Origin of the sequence: Flavobacterium eburneipallidum, from assembly GCF_027111355.2 — a bacterium.
Classification (GTDB): Bacteria; Bacteroidota; Bacteroidia; order Flavobacteriales; family Flavobacteriaceae; genus Flavobacterium; species Flavobacterium eburneipallidum.
On record NZ_CP114291.2, the window covers coordinates 432,744 to 454,073 of the forward strand.

22 protein-coding genes are annotated in these 21,330 nt (G+C 34.0%); 11 read left to right on the forward strand and 11 right to left on the reverse strand.

Annotated elements, in window-relative coordinates; translation table 11 throughout:
- Positions 1 to 154: 154 nt before the first annotated feature.
- A complete protein-coding gene (gene hemB, locus OZP15_RS01765; RefSeq protein ID WP_281336839.1) occupies positions 155 to 1,153 on the forward strand; it encodes a porphobilinogen synthase in 999 nt (332 codons plus the stop codon).
- Positions 1,154 to 1,157: 4 nt separating this feature from the next.
- Positions 1,158 to 1,553: a c-type cytochrome gene (locus OZP15_RS01770; protein WP_281336840.1), complete on the forward strand. Its 396-nt coding sequence runs from the start codon at positions 1,158 to 1,160 to the stop codon at positions 1,551 to 1,553.
- Between the two features lie 149 nt (positions 1,554 to 1,702).
- Here OZP15_RS01770 and OZP15_RS01775 read toward each other — a convergent pair whose 3' ends face one another.
- Positions 1,703 to 2,410 (reverse strand): class I SAM-dependent methyltransferase, encoded by a 708-nt coding sequence (locus tag OZP15_RS01775; RefSeq protein ID WP_269226803.1) that lies wholly within the window; start codon positions 2,408 to 2,410, stop codon positions 1,703 to 1,705.
- Positions 2,411 to 2,496: 86 nt separating this feature from the next.
- On the opposite strand from OZP15_RS01775, the gene OZP15_RS01780 reads away from it, so the two are divergent.
- Entirely contained in the window at positions 2,497 to 3,372 is an 876-nt protein-coding gene (locus OZP15_RS01780) for a LysR family transcriptional regulator (RefSeq protein ID WP_269226804.1), read from the forward strand.
- 67 nt (positions 3,373 to 3,439) lie between these two features.
- Here OZP15_RS01780 and OZP15_RS01785 read toward each other — a convergent pair whose 3' ends face one another.
- A complete protein-coding gene (locus OZP15_RS01785; RefSeq protein ID WP_281336841.1) occupies positions 3,440 to 4,627 on the reverse strand; it encodes a T9SS type A sorting domain-containing protein in 1,188 nt (395 codons plus the stop codon).
- 237 nt (positions 4,628 to 4,864) lie between these two features.
- Between OZP15_RS01785 and OZP15_RS01790 the strand changes: the two genes are divergently transcribed.
- From OZP15_RS01790 to OZP15_RS01820, 7 genes are all read left to right on the forward strand, one after another.
- Positions 4,865 to 5,335, forward strand: a complete 471-nt coding sequence (locus OZP15_RS01790) for a methylated-DNA--[protein]-cysteine S-methyltransferase (RefSeq protein ID WP_269226806.1) — start codon at positions 4,865 to 4,867, stop codon at positions 5,333 to 5,335.
- A 123-nt stretch (positions 5,336 to 5,458) separates the two neighbouring features.
- Positions 5,459 to 6,172 carry a 3'-5' exonuclease gene (locus OZP15_RS01795; protein ID WP_269226807.1) on the forward strand — a complete coding sequence of 238 codons (714 nt, stop codon included), beginning with the start codon at positions 5,459 to 5,461 and terminating at the stop codon, positions 6,170 to 6,172.
- Between the two features lie 131 nt (positions 6,173 to 6,303).
- Positions 6,304 to 7,743, forward strand: coding sequence for a nucleoside recognition domain-containing protein (locus OZP15_RS01800; RefSeq protein ID WP_281336842.1), 1,440 nt, complete (start codon positions 6,304 to 6,306; stop codon positions 7,741 to 7,743).
- A gap of 142 nt (positions 7,744 to 7,885) precedes the next feature.
- Positions 7,886 to 8,344, forward strand: a complete 459-nt coding sequence (locus OZP15_RS01805) for an FKBP-type peptidyl-prolyl cis-trans isomerase (protein WP_281336843.1) — start codon at positions 7,886 to 7,888, stop codon at positions 8,342 to 8,344.
- A gap of 196 nt (positions 8,345 to 8,540) precedes the next feature.
- Positions 8,541 to 10,142 (forward strand): fumarate hydratase, encoded by a 1,602-nt coding sequence (locus tag OZP15_RS01810; RefSeq protein WP_281336844.1) that lies wholly within the window; start codon positions 8,541 to 8,543, stop codon positions 10,140 to 10,142.
- 84 nt (positions 10,143 to 10,226) lie between these two features.
- The gene (locus tag OZP15_RS01815) at positions 10,227 to 11,102 is read left to right on the forward strand and encodes an SDH family Clp fold serine proteinase (RefSeq protein WP_281336845.1); all 876 of its coding nucleotides are present in this window, start codon (positions 10,227 to 10,229) and stop codon (positions 11,100 to 11,102) included.
- Positions 11,103 to 11,104: 2 nt separating this feature from the next.
- Complete coding sequence (locus tag OZP15_RS01820; RefSeq protein ID WP_269226811.1) at positions 11,105 to 11,359, forward strand: hypothetical protein; 255 nt, start codon at positions 11,105 to 11,107, stop codon at positions 11,357 to 11,359.
- Positions 11,360 to 11,398: 39 nt separating this feature from the next.
- Here OZP15_RS01820 and OZP15_RS01825 read toward each other — a convergent pair whose 3' ends face one another.
- Genes OZP15_RS01825 through OZP15_RS01835 form a run of 3 tightly spaced genes read right to left on the reverse strand, consistent with a single transcriptional unit; the run spans position 11,399 to position 13,844 of the window.
- Positions 11,399 to 11,749 carry a hypothetical protein gene (locus tag OZP15_RS01825; protein WP_269226812.1) on the reverse strand — a complete coding sequence of 117 codons (351 nt, stop codon included), beginning with the start codon at positions 11,747 to 11,749 and terminating at the stop codon, positions 11,399 to 11,401.
- 14 nt (positions 11,750 to 11,763) lie between these two features.
- Complete coding sequence (locus OZP15_RS01830; protein ID WP_269226813.1) at positions 11,764 to 12,312, reverse strand: YfiT family bacillithiol transferase; 549 nt, start codon at positions 12,310 to 12,312, stop codon at positions 11,764 to 11,766.
- Positions 12,312 to 13,844: a bifunctional GNAT family N-acetyltransferase/carbon-nitrogen hydrolase family protein gene (locus tag OZP15_RS01835; protein WP_269226814.1), complete on the reverse strand. Its 1,533-nt coding sequence runs from the start codon at positions 13,842 to 13,844 to the stop codon at positions 12,312 to 12,314. The genes OZP15_RS01830 and OZP15_RS01835 overlap by 1 nt, the downstream gene beginning before the upstream one ends.
- 191 nt (positions 13,845 to 14,035) lie before the next feature.
- Between OZP15_RS01835 and OZP15_RS01840 the strand changes: the two genes are divergently transcribed.
- Complete coding sequence (locus OZP15_RS01840; RefSeq protein ID WP_269226815.1) at positions 14,036 to 14,359, forward strand: single-stranded DNA-binding protein; 324 nt, start codon at positions 14,036 to 14,038, stop codon at positions 14,357 to 14,359.
- Between the two features lie 389 nt (positions 14,360 to 14,748).
- Here the strand turns inward: OZP15_RS01840 and OZP15_RS01845 are convergent, their stop codons facing one another.
- The 6 genes from OZP15_RS01845 to metG all read right to left on the reverse strand — a co-directional run bounded on the left by OZP15_RS01845 (position 14,749) and on the right by metG (position 21,306).
- Positions 14,749 to 15,267: a ferritin gene (locus OZP15_RS01845; RefSeq protein WP_269226816.1), complete on the reverse strand. Its 519-nt coding sequence runs from the start codon at positions 15,265 to 15,267 to the stop codon at positions 14,749 to 14,751.
- 156 nt (positions 15,268 to 15,423) lie between these two features.
- Positions 15,424 to 16,677 carry an OmpA family protein gene (locus OZP15_RS01850; RefSeq protein WP_281336846.1) on the reverse strand — a complete coding sequence of 418 codons (1,254 nt, stop codon included), beginning with the start codon at positions 16,675 to 16,677 and terminating at the stop codon, positions 15,424 to 15,426.
- Between the two features lie 157 nt (positions 16,678 to 16,834).
- On the reverse strand, positions 16,835 to 17,521 hold the full coding sequence (locus OZP15_RS01855; protein ID WP_281336847.1) for an HAD family hydrolase: 687 nt from the start codon (positions 17,519 to 17,521) through the stop codon (positions 16,835 to 16,837).
- A complete protein-coding gene (locus OZP15_RS01860; RefSeq protein ID WP_281336848.1) occupies positions 17,521 to 18,336 on the reverse strand; it encodes a DUF8758 domain-containing protein in 816 nt (271 codons plus the stop codon). The genes OZP15_RS01855 and OZP15_RS01860 overlap by 1 nt, the downstream gene beginning before the upstream one ends.
- Before the next feature lie 3 nt (positions 18,337 to 18,339).
- On the reverse strand, positions 18,340 to 19,227 hold the full coding sequence (locus OZP15_RS01865) for a DUF488 domain-containing protein (protein WP_281336849.1): 888 nt from the start codon (positions 19,225 to 19,227) through the stop codon (positions 18,340 to 18,342).
- Positions 19,228 to 19,245: 18 nt separating this feature from the next.
- Positions 19,246 to 21,306, reverse strand: a complete 2,061-nt coding sequence (gene metG, locus OZP15_RS01870; RefSeq protein WP_281336850.1) for a methionine--tRNA ligase — start codon at positions 21,304 to 21,306, stop codon at positions 19,246 to 19,248.
- Positions 21,307 to 21,330: the final 24 nt, after the last annotated feature.

Below are 21,330 nucleotides of genomic sequence, written 5' to 3' on the forward strand. Positions count from 1 at the left end.
AAAAGAAATTAAGCATTCTTAAATAGAATACATTTTTATTTAAAAAAGTAAATGTATTACAAAAATCAAAATAATGATTTCTATTCCTGTGACAAATTTCGAAAATATGGGTTAATTTCTGTAAATTTACGACCTCTTTCAAAAAATTAATTAGATGTTCCCATTACACAGAGGTAGAAGATTAAGAACTAATGAATCCATTCGTTCATTGGTTCGTGAAACCAGTTTGAGTCCCACCGATTTTATGTTTCCGATGTTCATTGCCGAAGGCAAAAACATAAAAGTTGAAATACCGTCAATGCCAGGAATTTTTCGCCGTTCGATTGATTTGACTGTGGAGGAAGTCAAAGAAATTTATGCTTTAGGAATTAGGGCAGTCAATATTTACGTAAAAATAAGCGAAGATTTAAAAGATAACGCTGGTACCGAAGCTTGGAACAAAGACGGATTGATGCAACAAGCCATTCGTGCCATCAAAACTGCTTGTCCCGAAATGATTGTGATGCCCGATGTAGCTTTGGATCCGTATTCCATTTATGGTCACGACGGAATTATTGCTAATGGCGATGTCGAAAACGATTCGACTGTTGCTGCTTTGGTAAAAATGGCAGTTTCTCACGCCGAGGCTGGTGCCGATTTTGTTGCTCCATCCGATATGATGGACGGACGTGTATTGCGTTTGCGTGAAGGATTGGACGCTGCAGGTTTTCATAACGTGGGCATTATGAGTTATTCGGCTAAATATGCTTCGGCTTTTTACGGCCCATTTCGTGATGCTCTGGGAAGTGCTCCAAAAGATGCTGATGTTGTTGTTCCAAAAGATAAAAAAACCTATCAAATGGATTATGCCAACCGCATTGAAGCCATTCGTGAAGCCGTTTGGGATGTCGAAGAAGGTGCTGATATGGTTATGGTAAAACCAGGAATTGCCTATTTGGATATCGTTCGTGAAGTAAAAAATGCGGTGAATGTTCCAGTAACTGTTTTTCACGTTTCGGGTGAATATGCGATGATCAAAGCTGCTGCTGAAAGAGGCTGGCTCGACAATGATGCTATTATGATGGAACAATTAATGTGTATCAAAAGGGCAGGAGCGAGTTTGATTTCGACCTATTTTGCCAAAGAAGCAGCTATAATCTTGAATCAAAAATAATAATATGAAACAACTAACATTAATAGTAATAGTTATTCTTGTATTTTCTTGTAAGAAAGAAAGTGAAGAATCCTTTGGAAAACCTGAAGTAACAGCAACTGAAGAAGTAGTTACTAATCAAACTCCAGAAGCTCTGGGACAAGAAATTTTCGAAGGCAAAGGAAATTGTATCTCCTGCCATCAAGTGGATCAAAAACTGATTGGGCCAAGTTTACAGGAAATTGCCAAAATCTATAAAGAGAAAAGTGGCAATATGGTTGGTTTTTTCAAAGGCGAAAGTGAAGCTATTGTCGATCCTTCTCAATTTGCTTTAATGCAAGCCAATATCGAATTAACAAAAACATTTTCAGACGAGGAACTGAAAGCTTTGGAAGGATATATTTATTCGAATTTGAAATAGATATTTAAAAACCGCAGATTCACAGATTTTTAAAAGTATTTTGTGAAATCTGTGAATCTGCGGTTGATTTTTTTAATTGAAAAAGTTTTTGTGCTTTTAAACAAACCTTTTGTGTTCTTTGTGCCTCCTTCGTGTTCTTTGTGGTTAAACTACTTTATCCCTCCAAAAGCTCCAAAACAACTGTTTTTATGCAAAATTTCGGTACTCGAAAAGCCTACTTTTTTCATTAAATCCAATTGAAAAGTCATTGATCTTGGCGTGTCTTCCTTTTCGATATAATCAAAGACTTTTTGTTGGTATTCCTTTCCTCCAACTTGCGTTAGATAATCGCCATATCTTTCCCAAACCAATTCATTGACAGCTAGGTTTTCCTGAAAAATCAAATCTGAAATCATCAAACAACCACCGAATTTCAAGCTGTTGAATAATTTTTGAAACACAAATTCCCAGTCCGAACCTTCTCTTAAATGATGCAAAACGGCACCTGCCAAAATAATGTCAAAATGATTTGTAAGCAAATCGATTTCTCGTATATCACCTTGAATGATTTCAATTTTTCCAGAAGTAACTTCCGAAACCCGTTGATAGGCTTTGTCCAACATATTTTGACTTAAATCTACCAAAGTACAATCTAGGTTTGGCACTTTAGACAGCATTTTCAAGCTGTAATTTCCAGCACCACAACCCAAATCCAAAAGTGTTGTAGCATCGGGTTTTATAACTTTTGCAGCCGAAGTTAAAAGTTCCAACGAAAGTGTTGCATCTATCGTGGCAACTTGACCGGTTTCTAGATTTGAGAAGCGTTCGACCTCATTATCAAAACGTTCTCTGATTTCTGTAACTGTTGATTTTTTCATAGCTCTTGTTTTTTTACAAACCTATAATTTTTATATATGACTTAAAAATACTTATTTTGTCATTAATTAATACTTAATAAGTATCTATGGAATTGCGTCACATCAAATATTTTCTAAAACTAGCCGAAGAATTAAGCTTTGTTCGTGCTGCCGAAAAACTATTTATTTCACAACCCCCATTAAGTCGTCAAATCAAAGAATTGGAAACTGAAATTGGCGCACAACTTTTCGAACGGAATAATAAACGAGTGGTTCTTACTGAAGCGGGAAAATTCTATGAAAAAGAAATGCGAGAGGTGTTGAAAAACATCGAACGCATTAACATTAAAACCAAAAAAGTAAGCGAAAATCAAAGTGGCGAATTCCGAATTGCTTATGTGAGTTCTACATTTTCGGGAGATATTTCAACTTTAATTCAAAAGCTATCAGAACAATTTCCGTATGTGAATTTCAGGTTGTATGAAGTGCCAACAGTCAAACAAATAAAAGCATTAGAAGAATTTAAAATCGATTTAGGAATTGTTCGTGCGCCTTTGTATTCACCGAAAATTGAAACTCAATTATGGTTTAAAGACAATTTTTCATTAGTATTCAACAAGAATTTGTATTCCATTGAATCGGAACAGCAAATTGCTAGTTTGAGTGAAACTACTTTTGTGTTTTTCAACAAAGACTATTCGCCACAGTATTATGATAATTTGCTCGAAATTTGCGCTCATTTTGGCTTTGCACCCAAAGTAGTTCACGAGTCCAACAATATTTCTTCGATTATACAATTAGTCAAAAATGGATTAGGGGTTTCCATTGTTCCAACAACTATTCTAAAAAGTCATAATTATCCCGAAATTGGGTATATCGAAATAAAATCGGTCAATCTTTTTACGGATATTTTATTGGCAACACCCAAAGGACATTCTTCTGAAATAGCTAAAACGGCTATTGAATTTTTGAAAAGTAAATAATTTGAAAACAAAAGAAGCCGTTTCAAATTTTTGAAACGGCTTCTTTTTTTATTGTTAGAAAGATGATTTATTCTACCACAACTTTTTTAGTAGTTGAACCATTTTCTGTTTTAACGTTTACTAAATAAACTCCTTTTGCTTGGCTTGATAAATCAACAGTATTGGTTTTGCTTGCAGAAACTTGTTTTCCTGTAGTGTCAAAAACAGTAACTGCTTTTACCGCAGAAGTACTAGTTACAGTTACCAAACCTTTAGTAGGGTTTGGAGATACTGAAACGCTATTGTCTGCCAAAGTGTTTTCCTTTATACTTAATGGTTTTTGGTATAAAGTTGTAGGAACAGTTCTTCCAGTTAATATGTGTGCAGCATTTCTCCAAACAGTTAAAAGTTCATTTGTAATATTTGAACCATTTCCAGCTGCAATTGCACCATAATTTAATGCAAAAAGAATCATGTCTTTTGTAGCTAGTTTGTCTAAAGGATCTGTTCCAATTTGAGTTCCAGCTGGAATATGATTAATAAACAATGAAGTGTCATTAGAAGTAGTTGCAATAGGTGTACCAGCTGCAACGCTTCCGCTAGTTCCTGCTAACAAAGTCCCAAGTGCACCAATTTCTAAATCATTCACAAGAGATAAAGCTTTAACAGATGTAGCAATACCCAATTGTCCTGTATCAGTAGCTCCCGCATTGAAAAAAGGAATACTTGTACCAGTGATTCCATTAAAAATTGGGTTAGACTCTTTGCCTGAAACTACTTGACCTGACAAACTACTTGCACTTGTAACATCATAAGTAGTTCCTGTAACAGAAGTAATAGCTCTAGTGTTTACTTTTTGAAAAGCAAATGATTTGTTATAAATTACAGGTATGTTTAATAATGATAATTTTCTAATGGCTAGTACTCCTGTAGGTTTAATAGCTGCAGCTGTAGAACCCCAAGTTTCCTGCATTATTATTAAATCTGCTCCTGTAATTTCTGTATCTACACTCACATTCGTAGCAAGATTTTTACCATTTGCATCACAGGCATAAACTGTTACATCAAAGCCAGTGTCTGTAAGCATTCTAGTAATGGCATCACTTCCGGTAGCGGTTGCGTTACCTGTTTGTGATGCTGTAGCATCCATAGCCTTGCTAAACTGTATGTAAGCTACTTTTTTCGCTTGTGCTATCGATTGCATTGGTACAAATGTGGCAAACAGCATTAATGAAAGAGCGGTTGTCAATTTGTTTTTAAGTAATAGTTTGGTCATAATTTAAGGTATTTAAAGGTTAATTAGTTATTTGATAATTTTGATTGTAAAATTTAATTTATAAAAATATAAAAAATATTTGTAAAAAAAACATATAGTAAAAAAAATATCATAAAAAATAAGGATTACTGTTTTATAGATACGAATATTAACTTTTTAGTGTATTTGGTAAAAGTCGATGTTAGAAACTTTATTTATCGTCATAACTTTGTTTAATTTAGTATTCAATTTAAATTTATGGAAACAGCTTACCTCAAAACGCCTTTAGGAGTCGCCAAAATTATGGGCGATGAAAAAGGAATTGCTGTAATTTCTATTGCTGATGAAGGCGAGATTTCTTCAATTATTCCGGTTATTTTAGAAGAAGCGGTTAATCAACTAAATGATTATTTCGATGGAAAAAGAATTGATTTCACTTTTCAATTAAATCCATCAGGAACCGAATTTCAACAAAAAGTTTGGAAAGGATTACTCGAAATTCCTTTCGGGAAAACCATGTCTTATTTGGAATTGTCCAAAAAATTAGGTGATGTCAAAGCGATTCGGGCTGTGGCATCTGCCAATGGGAAAAATCCGCTTTGGATTGTGGTTCCCTGTCACAGAGTTATTGGAACCGATGGTTCCCTCACGGGTTACGCTGGCGGATTGTGGCGCAAAAAATGGTTGTTGGAACATGAAAACCCAACTACTCAACAAAGTTTATTTTGAAATATTTGTAACACGTTAGCATTATTTTTATAAATTCGTAAACCATTACTTTCAATTTATTTATAAAAGGAAATCTGCGTAAATCTGTCAAATCAGCGTCATCTGCGTTCCAATATTTAATTTATGATCGAAAAAATCAACCTCAATAACATTCTTTTTTTGGATATTGAAACTGTTCCAGAAACGGAAGATTTCAATTCGTTAGACGATGAAATGAAAACGCTTTGGGAACTTAAAACCCAATACCAACGCAAAGACGAACACACGCCAGAAGAGTTTTATGATCGGGCTGGAATTTGGGCAGAGTTTGGAAAAATTATTTGTATTTCTGTGGGGTATTTTGTCATCAAAGGTGACATTCGAAACTTTAGAGTGACTTCATTTTTTGGCGAAGAATCCCAACTTTTGAAAGATTTCAATAATTTGTTGAACAACCATTTCAACCAACCGCAACACGTTTTGTGCGGTCATAATGCCAAAGAATTTGATATTCCTTTCCTAGCACGACGAATGATTATCAATCAGATTCCTATTCCTAACAAGTTGAATTTATTTGGCAAAAAACCTTGGGAAATTCCGCATCTCGATACTTTAGAATTATGGAAATTTGGCGATTACAAACATTTCACCTCATTAAAATTAATGTGTAAAGTACTTGGAATTCCTTCTCCCAAAGGCGATATCGACGGCAGCCAAGTAGGTCATGTTTTTTATGTGGACAAAGACATCGACCGAATTGTAACCTATTGCGAAAAAGATACGATTGCCGTAGCGCAGATTTTCCTTCGATTAAGACGGGAAGATTTATTGATTGAAGATGAGATTATTCATGTTTAATTAAATGATTTGCGACCCGAGCGATAGCGATAGGCGAAGCAATTTGCGGTTAATTTTTTTCTTAGTGTACTTTGTGAAAACCCTTTGTGAACTTTGCGGTTAAATATTTACATTTACAAAAATTATAAATTATGGTATTAAGTAGATTTTGGCTGGTCATTTTCATTTCGTCGATTGCATTTGTGATTTTCAGTTTGTTTTCTGGAAACAATTATACGATTGACCATGTTTTGAACGGAAAAAAAGACGATCCTATTCTGATTTCAGAAAAATATATCGATCAGATTCCTGCATTTATAAAAGACAGCATCAATAAATCGGACGCGAAAGCTTTTACTATCAATAGAGATACGTTGAATGCCGATACTACTTATGTATATAAAAATAAAACCGTAAAAATTTTTAGCGGAGTTCAAAAATCAGACGGGTTATTGCCTACTTGTAAAAGTACTTTACTGGATTTGATTTTGCCATTGATGGCTTATCTCGCTTTTTTCTGTGGCTTGATGGAGCTTTTAATCATTTCCGGAGTGTCTGAAAAACTAGCCAAAGTATTGAGTCCGGTATTTGTAAAAGTATTTCCAAGCATTCCCAAAAACCACCCTTCAATTTCCTATATGACCTTGAACTTTGCTGCCAATTTCCTAGGATTGGATTCAGCCGCGACTCCATTTGGATTAAAGGCTATGGAAAGTTTACAGGAAATAAATCCTGAAAAAGACAAAGCCAGCGATGCCCAAATTATGTTTATGTGTCTGCACGCTTCGGGACTTACCTTAATTGCAACTTCAATCATTGGCTATCGTGCTGCTGCGGGTGCTGCGAATCCTGCAGATGTAATGTTACCTTGTATTATCACTTCTTTTATTGGTACAATCGCAGCCTTTCTTATTGTTGGAGCGAAGCAAAGAATTAATTTCAAAAGTGCATCTTTAGTTCTTGGACTGATTACTTTAATTGCTGCGATTATTGGTTTGTTGATGTATGTAAATCATTTGGATTTAATTGGAAAAAACTATTTTACCTCTAATTTATCGGCTTTAATATTGGTTGGGATTATTTTGGCTACTTTGATTTTTTCTTTTCTTAAAGAGAAAAAATTTACAGATGCAGATACAACTGTTTACGAAGCTTTTGTGTCAGGAGCCAATAATGGGGTGAAGACTGGTGTGACTATTTTTCCGTATGTTTTGGGAATGTTAGTGGCTATTTCTTTATTCAGAAACAGTGGTTTGTTTGAAATTATTAGCAACGGAATTGCTTTTGTTTTTTCAAATATTGGGGTTAGTAAAGGGATTACCGATGCTTTGCCAGTAGCCTTATTAAGACCCTTTAGTTCTGCAGGATCACGAGGATTTTTGATCGATTCGATGAATACTTTTGGGGCCGATTCAATGACTGGAAGATTGAGCAGTATTTTTCAATGCAGTGCCGAAAGTACTTTTTATGTGATTGCGGTTTACTTTGGTTCCGTTAATATAAAAAACACAAGATATGCTTTAGGAACTATGCTTTTGGTCGATGTGATTTGTGTGATTACAGCGATTTTTGTGGCGAGCTGGTTTTTCTAAATTCAATTTTAAAATTATAAATCTAATATTCATTTAAAACATTAAAAAAAATGTCAAAATACACTAAATACATTGCCATAGGATTGATTATCCTTTTCTTACTTACCAGCATATTAGCCTAATTATTACAACAAAACAAATTATGAAATATACATTTTTAGCTCTCATAGTCGTTCTTTTAATTTCTTGTAATGATAAGAAAAAGGAAGAAACAGTCATTCCTAAAATCGATAACGAAACAGAGATTTTAAAATACATTGCTGATAATAAATTGAAAGCAAAACGAACTGAATCGGGTTTGTATTATGTAATTGAAAAAGAAGGAACGGGGAAAAAACCTGATGCAAATTCGGAAGTTACTGTAGCGTACAAAGGCTCTTTTACTAATAAAGAAGTCTTTGATCAAAGTGATGCAAAAGGAATTTCTTTTCCATTGCAAAATGTGATTCCAGGCTGGACAGAAGGAATTCCCTATTTCAAAGAAGGAGGAAAAGGAATTCTTTTAATTCCATCTGAATTAGGTTACGGTCCCGATGGCGCTGGTCCTATTCCAGGAAATTCCGCTTTAATATTTGAAATTAATCTGATTTCGGTAAATTAATTTTCAATTTAAAAAGAAAACAAAAGCTGCAATTCTGAATGAATGTAGCTTTTTTTGTTTCCAATAATTAAAAATCATTGTTCTCATTAATCCAATTTTGTTAATTATGTCACTAATTTATAGCGGTTCTTGATATAAATCGCTATTCATTCTTTATACAATTCTTATATTTGGCGTTCTTAAAAAACATCATACTATGGACTTTATATATCAGGATCCTTATCCCATTTTAAAAGACGATACACAATACCGAAAAATCAGTTCTGATTTTGTTAAAGTAGAACAATTCGGAGATAGAGAAATCTTAAACGTTGACCCAAAAGGTTTGGAATTGTTAGCTCAAGAAGCTTTGAAAGACGTTTCTTTTATGTTGCGTACTTCGCATTTAGAAAAACTGAAAGCGATTTTGGACGATCCAGAAGCAACAGACAACGACCGTTTTGTAGCTTATAATTTATTACAAAATGCAGTGGTGGCTATTGATGGCGAATTACCTTCTTGTCAGGATACTGGAACGGCGATTGTAATGGCCAAAAAAGGAGAAAATGTATATACAGGAGCCGATGATGCCGAATGGCTTTCTAAAGGGATTTTTAACACCTACCAAGAAAGAAATCTGCGTTATTCTCAAATTGTACCCATCAGTATGTTTGAAGAAAAGAATTCAGGTTCCAATCTTCCTGCACAAATTGATATTTATGCTAAAAAAGGAGCTTCTTACGAGTTTTTGTTTTTAGCAAAAGGTGGAGGTTCTGCCAATAAAACCTATTTGTACCAACAAACGAAATCTCTATTGAATGAGAAATCATTGGATGCTTTCATCCGTGCTAAAATAATGGATTTGGGAACTTCGGCTTGTCCGCCGTATCACTTGGCTTTAGTGATTGGAGGAACTTCAGCAGAAGCCAATTTAGCTACGGTCAAAAAAGCATCAGCAGGTTATTTTGATCATTTGCCAACAACTGGAAATATGTCTGGTCAGGCTTTCCGTGATTTGGAATGGGAAAAAAGAGTGCAACAAATTTGTCAAGAAAGTGCCATCGGAGCGCAATTTGGAGGGAAATATTTCACACACGATGTTCGTGTGATTCGTCTGCCACGTCACGCTGCTTCTTGTCCGGTTGGATTGGGAGTTTCCTGTTCAGCAGATAGAAATATCAAAGGAAAAATTACCAAAGACGGTATTTTTGTAGAGCAATTGGAAGTCAATCCAAAACGTTTGTTGCCAGAAACACCACCACATTTAGAAGAAGCGGTTGAGGTTGATTTGAACCAGCCAATGGCAGATATCCTTAAAAAACTATCACAATATCCAATCAAAACTCGTTTGAAACTAAACGGAACTTTGATTGTAGCTCGTGATATTGCGCATGCCAAAATCAAAGAATTATTGGATGCCGGTAAACCAATGCCTGAATATTTTAAAAACCACCCAATCTATTATGCAGGTCCTGCAAAAACACCAGAAGGTATGGCTTCAGGAAGTTTTGGACCAACTACTGCGGGAAGAATGGACGTTTACGTAGAAGAGTTCCAAAAGAATGGTGGAAGTATGGTTATGCTTGCCAAAGGAAACCGAACCAAAGATGTCATGAATGCCTGTAAAACTTACGGTGGATTCTATTTGGGATCAATCGGTGGGCCTGCAGCAATCTTGGCCAAAGAAAACATTCTTTCAGTTGAGGTAGTAGATTTTGAAGAATTGGGTATGGAAGCCGTTCGTAAAATTACCATTAAAGACTTCCCTGCTTTTATTATTACGGATGATAAAGGAAATGATTTCTTTTCTAATTTGTAATATAAAACTTTAAATAATATATTAATAATTCATTAGATGTATTATATTTGCTTAAATGTTACTAACTTGTAAATATATTATTTCATGAAACCAGCTGTTGACGGAACAATTCATAAATTATTAAATGAAAAATTAATAGAATTAGAAAAAAAATTTGATGCTGATTTTTTCGTTTATTATGGGCCAATATTGGATGGGAATGAGAATAGTATTTTAAGAATTATTGAAGATTTAGCTAATGATGCAGATAAAAAAGAAAAGATTTATGTATTATTAACGACAGGAGGTGGAAGTGCAGTTGCAGTAGAGCGATATGTGAACATCTTGAGACATCACTACAATGAAGTTAATTTTATAATTCCTGATTATGCATATAGTGCAGGAACTATATTTTGTATGAGTGGCGATAATATATTAATGGATTATTTTTCCGTTTTAGGTCCCATCGATCCACAAGTGCAAAATAAAGACGGTAAATGGGTTGCGGCTTTAGGCTATTTAGATAAAGTTAATGAACTTATTGAGAAAGCAAAACTTAATGAACTAACACAAGCTGAATTTTTAATTTTAAAAGATATTGATTTGGCTGAATTAAGAGGTTATGAACAAGCAAAAAATTTAACAATAGAACTGTTAAAAAAATGGCTCGTTAAGTATAAATTTAAAAATTGGAACAAGCATAATACTAATCCAGAACTTTTAGGTCAAGACGTTACTATTGATGAAAAACAAGAAAGAGCTAAACAGGTTGCAGACAAATTAAGTGATAGCAATTTATGGAAATCTCATGGTAGACCGATTAACATTGAGATACTAGAAAGTGATATTTTACGTTTAAAAATTGAAGATTATAGTTCTATGGATTTCAGACCTCTAATAAGAGATTATAGTGATTTATTTTTTGATTACGTTAAAAAAAATCAAATTCAAATTTTTATTCAAACAAGAAAATATATCTAATTATGAAAACAACAATCGAGCAAGAATTAACAATGGCTATTGAGAATTCTAGTAAAAAGTTTAAAGATGAGGTTCTTTTGAATCAATTTGAAAAAGCTTCTGAAGAGTTTGAAAAATTAGTTTCATTAGGAATTGTTAAAAAGAGAGGAAATAATTTAATTTCTATAACTGACACTCATTTGCATAAATCTAATTTGAATAAACCTAACGTAAAAGATAAATACCCGAATGATAATTTTTACTTATCAAACATTTAATTAGAAGAATTTCTCAATTATTATAAATTGGAATTTCTTTTAAATTTCTTTTTTGACCAGCATATAGTAATCGTCTTCTAAAATACGGTATCCTTGGTCATACACAAAGTAGTAGGTGTTTCCAGTTTTAGTTTGCAAAATGTTTGTGAAAAATTCAAAATCAAAACCTTTACTTAATAATTTAGACTTGGTAGTTTTGCCTTTTCCATCCACATTTAGTTCGGATAGAATGCGGTAATTCTTGCGTAATTTGTTGTTCACATTGCGCATAAAATTAGTGCTGTCTTTATTTATTTTGTTGTTATAGGCGTTGCGACAGCCATCGCTACAAAACTTTTTGTCTTCGCGTCCTACAATTTTATCTCCACATTCTAGGCAGGTTTTTTCCATAACTTTCTTTTTTCTTAAAATTGACCTTTGTGTGCCAAAGCTTGTTCGATATGTGCTAAATGATGGTTACCATGCCAGGCATACATTCCAATGGTTTCTTCTAAAGTTGAAGTTTTCTTGTTCGAAGGATGAATAAATAGACGCTTTAATTCTGTTGAACTAAAGGATTTCAAAAGTAAAACCCAACGTTTGTGCAACCCTTCGATAAGTTGAAGCGAGGGTGAAATGTCATTTGAATTCCCATCTGCTAATTCTGCCCAAAGTTGTTCTTCATAAGGTTTTATGGTAGGAAGTTCTTCTGTCAAAGCCAATTTGAAACGAATTAAACTATTTATGTGGCTATCGGCACAATGATGTACTACTTGCTTGATGTTCCAACCTTGTGGGCGGTAAATCCAATTGAGTTCTTCGACTGTAAGAGATGAGGTTAAGTTCTTTATTCTGGACGGAAAACTTTCGATATCGTTTATCCAACTATCCAAATCATTTTGCGAAATGGTTTCTGGTTTTTGAAATTGTCCAATCGGGAATTTCAGTTTTTCGAGGTTAAATGTGTTTTCCATTATGCTTTTTTCTTTCTTCTGATTTCGTATAAATCGGTTCGGCGGTCTTTCAGTATTTTGACGCTTCCGTGTTCGTGTAATTCTTTCAATAAATCCAAATCAACATCAACAATTAGAGTCATTTCAGTATTTGGAGTGGTTTCCGCTTTGATACCATTGCTCGGAAAAGCAAAATCGGAAGGGGTGAAAACAGCAGTTTGTGCATACTGAATATCCATATTATTTACCTTGGGCAGATTTCCGACGCAACCCGCTATGGCTACATAACATTCGTTTTCAATAGCTCGTGCCTGTGCGCAATGTTTTACTCGTGTGTACCCATTTTGTGTGTCGGTCAGGAAAGGAACAAAAAGAATGTTCATTCCTTCGTCTGCCATCAAACGGGATAATTCGGGGAATTCGACGTCATAACAAATCATAATGCCTATTTTTCCACAATCGGTATCAAATGTCTGAATGGTATTGCCTCCAGTTATTCCCCAATGGAATACTTCATTTGGCGTGATATGAATTTTTGTATAGGTTTCGTATGTTCCGTCTCTTCTGCATAAAAATCCTGAATTGTATAGCGTTCCGTCAATTAATTGAGGCATACTTCCAGTGATGATATTGATGTTGTAGGAAATGGCCAGTTCCTGAAAGCGTTTGCGAATGGGTTCGGCATATTTGGCAAGTTCCCTGATGGCATCAGCTTCAGATAAATGATTGTAATCTGCCATCAACGGAGCGATAAATAATTCGGGAAAAACAGCAAAATCGCTCGTGTAACCTGAAACGGCATCAATAAAAAATTCGGATTGTTCGAATAAGGCTTCCAAATTCCCTAAAGGGCGCATTTGCCATTGGATCAATCCTAATCGGATAACGCTTTTATCGAGATTAATGATTTTTGGACTTTCATTATAATAGATGTTGTTCCATTCCAATAAAACGGCAAATTCCTTTGATTTTTTATCGCCTTCCAAGTAATTTTTCATCACACGCATGACGTGAAAATCATTACTCAACTGAAAAGATAGTACTGGATCGTGAATTTCTTTTCTTTTTACTTTGTCGATGTATTCTTTTGGTGTTAATTCTTGAGCATAATTCACATAATTCGGAATACGTCCTGCAAACACAATTGATTTCAGATTGAGTTGTTCACAAATTTCTTTACGTGCGTCATATAAACGTCGTCCCAAACGCAGACCTCTATACTTTGGAATTATAAATACATCAATTCCATATAAAATGTCTCCTTTGGCGGTATGAGTTGAAAAAGTATAATTTCCCGTAATTTTGGCGTAATCGTGATTTTGATCTACCAAATCTTCGAATACAATAATCGACAAAGCGGAACCCACAACCACATCATCTACTAAAATTACAAGCTGTCCTTCTGGAAATAATTTCAACAATTTTTTGATATCGGATTCATTCCAATAATTATCTACCATCTCTGGATAGGCTTCTATCATTGACTTTTTCAATTCTTTATAGTCGGCTATCTTTAAATTCCGCAGTTCTACTTTATTGATTTCGGTTTGCATAAGTATTTAATTTCTACTAAGATAGTAAAAAATAATTTCCATTTACAAACGGTTACAAATAGTTACAACCGAAAGTAAGTAGTTATCAACCGAATAAATTTTTGAAGCTGTTGCATCTTTGCCCTGTTGATTGAAACGTATCACTCAACAAAATATATACTAACAATTAAATATTACACGCCATGAATGCAATGAAAAACAAAGTACAGTTAATCGGTCACGTAGGACAAGAGCCAGAAATCAAAACTTTTGATGGAGGGAAAAAAGTAGCCAATATCACAATGGCAACAAATGAAGTTTATTACAAAGAAAACGGAGACAAAGTAGAAAAAACCGAATGGCACAAAGTGAAAGCTTGGGGAAAAGTAGCCGAAATTATTGAAAAATATGTAGTGAAAGGCAAAGAAATTTGTATCGAAGGAAAACTAACTTATAGCGATTATTTGGATAAAAATGGAGAGAAACGCTATGTTACCGAAATTGTAGCCAATGATATTTTGCTTTTGGGGAAATAGGGATGTTTCAACCAATTGTATAAAAAATGCCCTTTCTATTTTTATTTAGAGAGGGCATTTCTATTTTAGGATGCTTTTTTTATCAAATCGAACATTGGGCATCGTGCACAACGCTTTTTTTCGCCTTTGGTATATTTATCACAACATTTAGATTTGCAGTTTGCTGCAATCTTGATGTTAGCAAGAAGTTCTTTTTTCTTGTTTTTCTTTTTGTCTTTTTCCTTTTCTTTCTTGCTCACGTTATAAAGATTTAAAAACCAAGGCAAATATAAGTTATCTTTATCTGTTCTAAATAAAATTTAACATATTTTAAAGCAAAAAAAATCCTTTAAAGAAATTTTGGGTTCTTTAAAGGATTTTTTTAATTCCAAATAAATTGGAGTTGTATGCTATTTTGGGGTTATAGCAGCAGCACTTACTACAGCTATTTGTTGAATGTCTCTGTCAAATAAATACAATCCACCTTTGTCATCACCAATCAAATTGATTTTGTCCAAAATTGTTTTAGCCGTAGCTTCTTCTTCGATTTGTTCGGCAACATACCATTGCAAGAAATTATGAGTAGCGTAATCTTTTTCAGAAAAAGTAATGTGTACTAATTCGTTGATAGAATTAGAAACAAAAATTTCATGTTCGTATAATGCTTCGAACATTCCTTTAAATGTTTCATAAGTGGTTTTTGGGGCTTTTAGATCGGTAATTTGAGCATGACCTCCACGTTCGTTAACGTATTTTATTAATTTGAGCATGTGTTGGCGCTCTTCATCAGATTGAGCATACATAAATTGTGCAATTCCCTCTAATCCGCTAACTTCTGCCCAACATGCCATTGACAAATAGGTTTGAGAAGATTCTGCTTCAATGCGAATTTGTTTATTTAAGGCTGTTTCGATATTTTTTGATAACATAATTGTAAGTTTTTAGTAAAGTTAAAAAAATTAATTCAGAACCAATTCAGGCATTAAGAAAAGTTTCACGTGAATTCTATTATTTAAAACCAATAAAAGAAAAAAGCCTTAAAGAAATTTTTCCTTTAAGGCTTTCACAAATTTTATAAAACTAGATTATTTTACTCTGAAAGTAACTTTTCTAACTAATTTTCTGGCAGCATCAGAATTTTTGTTAACCGAAGTATCCTCACCTGCGGCAACGATAGTTAATCTTGATTCAGCAATACCAGCAGCAGTTAAAGTGCTTTTTACATTAGTTGCTCTTGCTTTAGACAATTTATCGTTGTAAGCAGAACTTCCAATTTCGTCAGCGTGTCCTGTAATTTCAACTGAAGCACTAGGATTATTTCTTAAATACGTTAAGATAAAATCAGTGTTTCCAGTAGAATCGCTTGTTGGAGTAGATTGATTAAAGTCATAATAAGTAGCAACATAACCACCGTTGATCAAGCTAGTGATCAATTCGTTATTGCTTAATAATGGAGAAGTGTTTCCGCTACCATAGTTTTTCAAGATGAAATCTTCTGTAGCATCAGCAACACCATTATTGTTTTTGTCGATAGATTTTCCTTTAGTATCAACTAGTGAACCAGCTGGAGTATTTGCTTCTTCGTCTAAATAATCAGCTACACCATCTTTGTCAGAATCTAACATTTTGTTTTCGATAGCCATGAATCTAGCATCAATTGCAGAAAATCTGTCATCGTTCAAAACAACCCAGTCAGCATGTTTAGCGTTTTTACCCAAGTAAACAGTAACACCTACTGTTCCGTTAAAAAGGATTCCTTCGAAACCTCCACCAGGGCCAGTTAGTGCTGCGTCAAAGTTTGCATTTTGTTTTGCATTAAGTATGGTAGTTAAATCTGCTGTTAATGCAATTCTGTTAGTTAATTTGACTTGTCCAGTTACACCTACAATAAAGTTCGCCATTTTGTCTGTCAAAGCAGAATTTTGGTCTTCTAATTGAGCAACACCAAAACCAGCGTGACCTAATAATCCGATAGTGTTTGTCCAAGTTTCAAAATTCATGATTCTTCCCAAGTTAGCAACTCCTTGCAAATCTACTCTGTAGTATCTAGTGCTAAAATTGTTAGTACCGTTTTTTTCTTCAAAGGTGTTGCAACCAAAATCAGCTTTCAAACCAAATTGGTTGTTAAACATGTATCGAACTCCAAGGTCGCCTACAAAAAAGTTTGGTGTATCAGTTCTGAATCCAGAAGTCCAAGGTCTTTGTGCTTTATTGAATCCACCAGCCAATTCTATAGACCATTTATTGAAATCACTGTTTTTTGTTTCAACAGTTTCTGTTTGTGCACTAACTGAATTTAGAGCTAATGCAAATGTTAAAGTAAGTAAGATTTTTTTCATGATGTTAATTTTAATTTAATGCAAAATTACGTCATGATCTTTAATAAAAAAGAGGAATCAGTCAATTATGAAACTATTAACTTAAATCTTGTAAATCGCCCCCTGATTTTTAAATAAAATTAACAGATTGATAAATTTTAACAGAATGAAAAGTTAATCAATCCAGCTTTTTCAGGACATCAGCTATTTTTTCTACTGTAAAAAAGTGCTCGTGCTCCACTTTATGGTTAATTTTTTCGTGTTCCCAAGTGGTGTGAAAAGGAATATGAACCGCATAACCGCCAATAGCTAAAACAGGCAAAACATCTGATTTTAGAGAATTGCCAATCATGAAAAACTCCTCGGGTTGAATTTCCAAACGTTTTAATAAATCTTTATAATCCACTTCTTGTTTGTCGGACATCACTTCAATATGATGAAAATAATGACCCAACCCTGAATTATGTAATTTTCGGCGTTGGTCCAATAAATCGCCTTTGGTAGCGACAACCAATTTGTATTTTCCGTGAAGAGCCTGTAATGTTTCTTCAACTCCGTCCAATAACTCAATAGGTTTTTCGAGTAATTCTTTACCGTATTGGATGATTTTTTCAATGACTTCAACAGGAATCGTATTATTCGAGATTTTTATCGCCGCTTCAATCATCGAAAGAATATACCCTTTGATGCCGTAACCGTAAATCTTTAAATTGTCGATTTCTACTTTAAACAATTCTTGTGAAATGCCTTGGTGTGACAAATAGTCTTCCATCAAAGCACAGAATTTTTGTTCCGTTTCCTGAAAATAAGGTTCGTTTATAAATAAGGTATCGTCAGCGTCGAAGGCAATTACTTTTAGGTTCATTAGAATAAACTATATTGAGTTTTAATTTTAGGATAGAAAACACCAATTATAACAAATGGATTATTTGATCTTCTTCTATGCCATTGCATTGTAGTTCCCAAAAAAAGATAGAGATCCTTTTTTTGAGTAAATTCATCAAAGTATCTTTCTCTTACTTTTTGAATTGCTATTTCTTTATCATCGTTGTTATCTTTCAAACAATTTAGATAGAGTTGAAAAATTTCCCAATCTTCAATCATTAATTTACTAGGTACACCTTCGTCATCTTCAAACACATAATAGAATTTATATGGAACTTTTGGAATTAACTTTTCAGGATCCGTCTGAATTTCCGCAAATAAATCTGTTTGTTTTCTTATCTCTTTCCATTCATCTTTCCATTCTTTTGCATCGTCTTCAACAATAAAATCAGTTATCCTTGAAGGTTTAAATGTAACTAGAGAAACGTTTTTCGGATGTTTAGAGTCTTCAATAAATCTTGATTTTTTTGTATAAACATTTTTTAGACAAATTTCTTTTCGCTCTTGCCAAAAATTATCAGTATTTAAAGTTTTGATAATTTTGATGTCATAATTATTTGGTGAATGACTTTCTGGGCGAAAATCATCTGTTCGTTGGTTAACATCGAGTTCAATCCAAGTGTATTTTTTGAAACTTGTATTTTTTTTGACTTCCTTAAGAAAACTTAAAGGTACTGGATATATTCTTATCCAAGTTCCATCTTCTAAAAATCCAGCAGTACAAACCAATTCATCATAACTTCTTGATGGTAATGGATATGTAGTAACAGATATTAGAATTTTCTTTTTAGGCATAGACTACAAATGCTCAAGTTTATATTTAAAATCTTTTAAGTTTGTTATTGCTTCTGATAAATGTTTTCTGTGGCATTGACAAATATCTGCTTCGAAGCAAGTTAAAGCAATTCTTTTATTATTTGTAAGTAAATTTAATATTTTTGTTTGACTGTCAATAGATTCTTTTAAGTTTTTTTCTTTATATATTTGAAATAAAGAATCGTAATCTATTTGAGTATTTAATTCTTGTCTTTGTTCGGAATCGATACCTACTTCTGGGATATGAATATATTCAATACCTACACCATTACAAGCATTTTTCAATTGGCTTTTACTAAACCCATATTTCATACTTAAGGCATTTTTACGAACATCGCAAAGAACCTTAATGTTGTTCTTTATCAATTTATTTAGATATGCTTCTAGTGTAATTCCTTCATATCCAATTGTAAATAGAACAATTTCGTCATCAAAAGACCTGTAGTTGTCAAGGTTTTTAAACTCTTCATCTGACAAATATTTATCAGCAACTGTACTATTGATAGAATAATAAGGATACCTTTTATAAGTAAGTTTTATTAAATCATCACTAGTTTTGTTTGCATAAATTATTTTGAAGTCATTTATTGTCTTTTTATCATCGCTTTTTAATTCGTTTAAGTAATTGACTTCATCTTCTTTTTTCCAAAATTTATCTGTTTCACTGACGATTCCATATTTTTTTAAAGTTGATAAATCTGCATTTGCTTGAAATGAAAAACAACCAAATTTATATGGTACAAAGTCGAATGATTTTTTGTCTTTTTGAAATCTTGTAAAAAGGAAAAGTAATTTTTGTAGTTGAATTTTTTCCAATTCACCACCAAAAACTTGAAGCACAGATAATATTATTTTTCTTCGGTAATACATTACGTAAAGGTAAGCTTTTTAATTTATAGTCTCTCCATTTCCAACGCCATCCGCATCAGGATTTACAAATACCAATTTTCCTTCAGCATTATTGGTCATCAAAATCATTCCTTGACTTTCCACTCCACGAAGATTTCTTGGAGCTAAATTTACTAAAACTGTCACTCGTTTACCAATAATATCTTCGGGTTTAAAACTCTCTGCAATTCCAGAAACAATAGTGCGAACATCAATGCCAGTATCTACTTTCAGAATCAGTAATTTATTAGCTTTTGGCATTTTTTCTGCTTCTAGAATGGTTCCCACACGCAAATCCATTTTAGAAAAATCCTCAAATTGAATCAAATCTTTTTGAGGTTCGGCCACTTTTTTTTCTGCATCATTGGCAGTTTTGGTAGCTTCCAGTTTGTCTATTTGTTTTTGAATTTCTTCATCTTCAATTTTGGCAAAAAGCAATTCAGCTTCGCCAATTTGGTGTCCCGCAGGAATCAAATCAAAATTTGTAGCAACATCATTCCAGGTCGTAGAGACGTTGCATTGCAACGTCTTTACCAATTTAGCAGCTGTAAAAGGCAAAAAAGGTTCGCACAAAACCTGCAAAGCCGCAGCAATTTGCAAAGCCACATACATTTGAGTTTGCACGCGAGCTGGATCGGTTTTGACCATTTTCCAAGGCTCTTCATCAGCAAGGTATTTATTTCCTAATCGGGCAACATTCATCAATTCGCCCAAAGCTTCACGGAATCGGTAACGCTCTATCGAACTTGAGATTACCGCTGGATAGGCTTTTAATTCTGTTAAAGTTTGTTCGTCAACTTCTGATAATTCATTCGGTTGAGGTACAATTCCTTCGTAATACTTATTGGTCAAAACCACCACACGATTAATGAAATTTCCAAAAATCGCTACCAATTCATTGTTGTTTCTAGCCTGAAAATCTTTCCAAGTAAAGTCGTTGTCTTTAGTTTCTGGTGCGTTTGATGTCAATGCATAACGCAAAACATCTTGTTGATTCGGAAATTCTTCCAAATATTCGTGCAACCAAACGGCCCAGTTTTTAGACGTAGATAATTTATTTCCTTCCAGATTTAAGAATTCATTTGCAGGCACATTATCTGGCAAAATATAACTTCCTTCGGCTTTCAACATTGCAGGAAAAATGATGCAATGGAAAACAATATTGTCTTTCCCAATAAAGTGAACCAATTTCGTATCCTGATCTTTCCAATACGGTTCCCAATCTTTTCTTTCTCTTTGAGCCCATTCTTTGGTAGAAGAAATATAGCCAATTGGGGCATCAAACCAAACGTATAATTTTTTTCCTTCGGCACCTTCAACAGGAACGTCAATTCCCCAATCCAAATCACGGGTTACCGCACGAGGTTCCAATCCGCCATCAATCCAGGATTTTACTTGTCCGTAAACATTCGGTTTCCAGTCATTTTTATGTCCCACAAGAATCCATTCTTTCAAGAAATCTTCGTAACGATCCAAAGGCAAAAACCAATGTTTCGTCGATTTCAAAACAGGAGTTTCTCCCGTAATGGTTGATTTTGGATTAATCAAATCCGTAGCATTCAAAGTTGAACCACATTTTTCGCATTGGTCGCCGTATGCTTCTTCGTTACCGCATTTCGGGCAAGTTCCCACCACAAAACGGTCTGCCAAGAATTGGTCTGCTTTGGCATCATACAATTGCTCGGTTACTTCTTCGATAAAATCACCTTTATCATACAGCTCTTTAAAAAATTCCGAAGCCGTTTCGTGATGAATCTTTGCCGAAGTTCTTGAATAATTATCAAACGAAATTCCAAAATCCGAGAAAGATTTTCGGATAATTCCATCGTATTTGTCGATTACTTCCTGGGGCGTAACGCCTTCTTTTTTGGCTTTCATTGAAATCGCCACGCCGTGTTCGTCGCTTCCGCAAACAAACAAAACGTCTCTTCCCTGTAATCTTAAATATCTGGAATAAATATCCGAAGGCACATAAACACCCGCCAAATGCCCAATATGAATGGGTCCGTTTGTATAAGGCAATGCCGCCGTAATGGTATATCTTTTTGGATTCTGTAACATAATTCAGTTTAATTTTGGGCAAAA

Excerpts from the sequence above, each read along its gene's own strand:
- hemB (WP_281336839.1), top strand. The coding sequence starts at position 155 with ATGTTCCCATTACACAGAGGTAGAAGATTAAGAACTAATGAATCCATT.
- OZP15_RS01770 (WP_281336840.1), top strand. The coding sequence starts at position 1,158 with ATGAAACAACTAACATTAATAGTAATAGTTATTCTTGTATTTTCTTGT.
- OZP15_RS01775 (WP_269226803.1), bottom strand. The coding sequence starts at position 2,410 with ATGAAAAAATCAACAGTTACAGAAATCAGAGAACGTTTTGATAATGAG.
- OZP15_RS01780 (WP_269226804.1), top strand. The coding sequence starts at position 2,497 with ATGGAATTGCGTCACATCAAATATTTTCTAAAACTAGCCGAAGAATTA.
- OZP15_RS01785 (WP_281336841.1), bottom strand. The coding sequence starts at position 4,627 with ATGACCAAACTATTACTTAAAAACAAATTGACAACCGCTCTTTCATTA.
- OZP15_RS01790 (WP_269226806.1), top strand. The coding sequence starts at position 4,865 with ATGGAAACAGCTTACCTCAAAACGCCTTTAGGAGTCGCCAAAATTATG.
- OZP15_RS01795 (WP_269226807.1), top strand. The coding sequence starts at position 5,459 with ATGATCGAAAAAATCAACCTCAATAACATTCTTTTTTTGGATATTGAA.
- OZP15_RS01800 (WP_281336842.1), top strand. The coding sequence starts at position 6,304 with ATGGTATTAAGTAGATTTTGGCTGGTCATTTTCATTTCGTCGATTGCA.
- OZP15_RS01805 (WP_281336843.1), top strand. The coding sequence starts at position 7,886 with ATGAAATATACATTTTTAGCTCTCATAGTCGTTCTTTTAATTTCTTGT.
- OZP15_RS01810 (WP_281336844.1), top strand. The coding sequence starts at position 8,541 with ATGGACTTTATATATCAGGATCCTTATCCCATTTTAAAAGACGATACA.
- OZP15_RS01815 (WP_281336845.1), top strand. The coding sequence starts at position 10,227 with ATGAAACCAGCTGTTGACGGAACAATTCATAAATTATTAAATGAAAAA.
- OZP15_RS01820 (WP_269226811.1), top strand. The coding sequence starts at position 11,105 with ATGAAAACAACAATCGAGCAAGAATTAACAATGGCTATTGAGAATTCT.
- OZP15_RS01825 (WP_269226812.1), bottom strand. The coding sequence starts at position 11,749 with ATGGAAAAAACCTGCCTAGAATGTGGAGATAAAATTGTAGGACGCGAA.
- OZP15_RS01830 (WP_269226813.1), bottom strand. The coding sequence starts at position 12,312 with ATGGAAAACACATTTAACCTCGAAAAACTGAAATTCCCGATTGGACAA.
- OZP15_RS01835 (WP_269226814.1), bottom strand. The coding sequence starts at position 13,844 with ATGCAAACCGAAATCAATAAAGTAGAACTGCGGAATTTAAAGATAGCC.
- OZP15_RS01840 (WP_269226815.1), top strand. The coding sequence starts at position 14,036 with ATGAAAAACAAAGTACAGTTAATCGGTCACGTAGGACAAGAGCCAGAA.
- OZP15_RS01845 (WP_269226816.1), bottom strand. The coding sequence starts at position 15,267 with ATGTTATCAAAAAATATCGAAACAGCCTTAAATAAACAAATTCGCATT.
- OZP15_RS01850 (WP_281336846.1), bottom strand. The coding sequence starts at position 16,677 with ATGAAAAAAATCTTACTTACTTTAACATTTGCATTAGCTCTAAATTCA.
- OZP15_RS01855 (WP_281336847.1), bottom strand. The coding sequence starts at position 17,521 with ATGAACCTAAAAGTAATTGCCTTCGACGCTGACGATACCTTATTTATA.
- OZP15_RS01860 (WP_281336848.1), bottom strand. The coding sequence starts at position 18,336 with ATGCCTAAAAAGAAAATTCTAATATCTGTTACTACATATCCATTACCA.
- OZP15_RS01865 (WP_281336849.1), bottom strand. The coding sequence starts at position 19,227 with ATGTATTACCGAAGAAAAATAATATTATCTGTGCTTCAAGTTTTTGGT.
- metG (WP_281336850.1), bottom strand. The coding sequence starts at position 21,306 with ATGTTACAGAATCCAAAAAGATATACCATTACGGCGGCATTGCCTTAT.